This is a genomic window from Rossellomorea aquimaris (assembly GCF_000935355.1).
Taxonomy (GTDB): Bacteria; Bacillota; Bacilli; order Bacillales; family Bacillaceae_B; genus Rossellomorea; species Rossellomorea aquimaris_B.
Genome location: NZ_JXZC01000023.1, coordinates 1 through 2,747, shown reverse-complemented (window position 1 = coordinate 2,747; position 2,747 = coordinate 1). Strand labels below are relative to the sequence as shown.

1 rRNA gene is annotated in these 2,747 nt (G+C 52.7%); it reads right to left on the bottom strand.

The annotated features are described in order from the left end of the window. Positions 1 to 2,747, bottom strand: a 23S ribosomal RNA gene (locus TV75_RS20870); the annotation flags it as partial.

Genomic DNA, 2,747 nt, shown 5'->3' with positions numbered 1-2,747 from the left:
TGGTTAAGTCCTCGATCGATTAGTATCAGTCAACTCCACATGTCGCCATGCTTCCATCTCTGACCTATCTACCTAGTCATCTTCTAGGGATCTTACTCACTTACGTGATGGGAAATCTCATCTCGAGGGGGGCTTCATGCTTAGATGCTTTCAGCACTTATCCCTTCCGCACATAGCTACCCAGCGATGCCTTTGGCAAGACAACTGGTACACCAGCGGTGCGTCCATCCCGGTCCTCTCGTACTAAGGACAGCTCCTCTCAAATTTCCTGCGCCCACGACGGATAGGGACCGAACTGTCTCACGACGTTCTGAACCCAGCTCGCGTACCGCTTTAATGGGCGAACAGCCCAACCCTTGGGACCGACTACAGCCCCAGGATGCGATGAGCCGACATCGAGGTGCCAAACCTCCCCGTCGATGTGGACTCTTGGGGGAGATAAGCCTGTTATCCCCGGGGTAGCTTTTATCCGTTGAGCGATGGCCCTTCCATGCGGAACCACCGGATCACTAAGCCCGACTTTCGTCCCTGCTCGACTTGTAGGTCTCGCAGTCAAGCTCCCTTGTGCCTTTACACTCTGCGAATGATTTCCAACCATTCTGAGGGAACCTTTGGGCGCCTCCGTTACTCTTTAGGAGGCGACCGCCCCAGTCAAACTGCCCACCTGACACTGTCTCCCACCCCGATAAGGGGCGCGGGTTAGAATTTCAATACAGCCAGGGTAGTATCCCACCGATGCCTCCACCGAAGCTGGCGCTCCGGCTTCCAAGGCTCCTACCTATCCTGTACAAGCTGTACCAAAATTCAATATCAGGCTACAGTAAAGCTCCACGGGGTCTTTCCGTCCTGTCGCGGGTAACCTGCATCTTCACAGGTACTATAATTTCACCGAGTCTCTCGTTGAGACAGTGCCCAGATCGTTACGCCTTTCGTGCGGGTCGGAACTTACCCGACAAGGAATTTCGCTACCTTAGGACCGTTATAGTTACGGCCGCCGTTTACTGGGGCTTCGATTCGCACCTTCGCTTGCGCTAAGCACTCCTCTTAACCTTCCAGCACCGGGCAGGCGTCAGCCCCTATACTTCGCCTTACGGCTTCGCAGAGACCTGTGTTTTTGCTAAACAGTCGCCTGGGCCTATTCACTGCGGCTCTCTCGGGCTTGCACCCTACCAGAGCACCCCTTCTCCCGAAGTTACGGGGTCATTTTGCCGAGTTCCTTAACGAGAGTTCTCTCGCTCACCTTAGGATTCTCTCCTCGCCTACCTGTGTCGGTTTGCGGTACGGGCACCTTTTTCCTCGCTAGAGGCTTTTCTTGGCAGTGTGGAATCAGGAACTTCGCTACTATAATTCGCTCGCTATCACAGCTCAGCCTTCACGATGATGGGATTTGCCTCATCATCAGCCTAACTGCTTAGACGCACATATCCAGCAGTGCGCTTACCCTATCCTCCTGCGTCCCCCCATTGCTCAAACGGAAAAGAGGTGGTACAGGAATATCAACCTGTTGTCCATCGTCTACGCCTATCGGCCTCGACTTAGGTCCCGACTAACCCTGAGCGGACGAGCCTTCCTCAGGAAACCTTAGGCATTCGGTGGATGGGATTCTCACCCATCTTTCGCTACTCATACCGGCATTCTCACTTCTAAGCACTCCACCAGTCCTTACGGTCTAGCTTCGCAGTCCTTAGAACGCTCTCCTACCACTGACACCTAGAGGTGTCAATCCACAGCTTCGGTGATACGTTTAGCCCCGGTACATTTTCGGCGCAGAGTCACTCGACCAGTGAGCTATTACGCACTCTTTAAATGGTGGCTGCTTCTAAGCCAACATCCTGGTTGTCTAAGCAACTCCACATCCTTTTCCACTTAACGTATACTTTGGGACCTTAGCTGGTGGTCTGGGCTGTTTCCCTTTCGACTACGGATCTTATCACTCGCAGTCTGACTCCCATGGATAAGTCTTTGGCATTCGGAGTTTGTCTGAATTCGGTAACCCGATGAGGGCCCCTAGTCCAAACAGTGCTCTACCTCCAAGACTCTTACACATGAGGCTAGCCCTAAAGCTATTTCGGAGAGAACCAGCTATCTCCAAGTTCGATTGGAATTTCTCCGCTACCCACACCTCATCCCCGCACTTTTCAACGTGCGTGGGTTCGGACCTCCATTCAGTGTTACCTGAACTTCATCCTGGACATGGGTAGATCACCTGGTTTCGGGTCTACGACCACATACTCAATTCGCCCTATTCAGACTCGCTTTCGCTGCGGCTCCGTCTCATCGACTTAACCTTGCATGGGATCGTAACTCGCCGGTTCATTCTACAAAAGGCACGCCATCACCCGTTAACGGGCTCTGACTACTTGTAGGCACACGGTTTCAGGTTCTATTTCACTCCCCTTCCGGGGTGCTTTTCACCTTTCCCTCACGGTACTGGTTCACTATCGGTCACTAGGGAGTATTTAGCCTTGGGAGATGGTCCTCCCAGCTTCCGACGGGATTTCACGTGTCCCGCCGTACTCAGGATCCACTCAAGAGGGAATGAAGTTTCAACTACAGGGTTGTTACCTTCTTTGACGAGCCTTTCCAGACTTCTTCGTCTACTTCATTCCTTTGTAACTCCGTATAGAGTGTCCTACAACCCCAAGAGGCAAGCCTCTTGGTTTGGGCTACATCCCGTTTCGCTCGCCGCTACTCAGGGAATCGCAATTGCTTTCTCTTCCTCCAGGTACTTAGATGTTTCAGTTCCC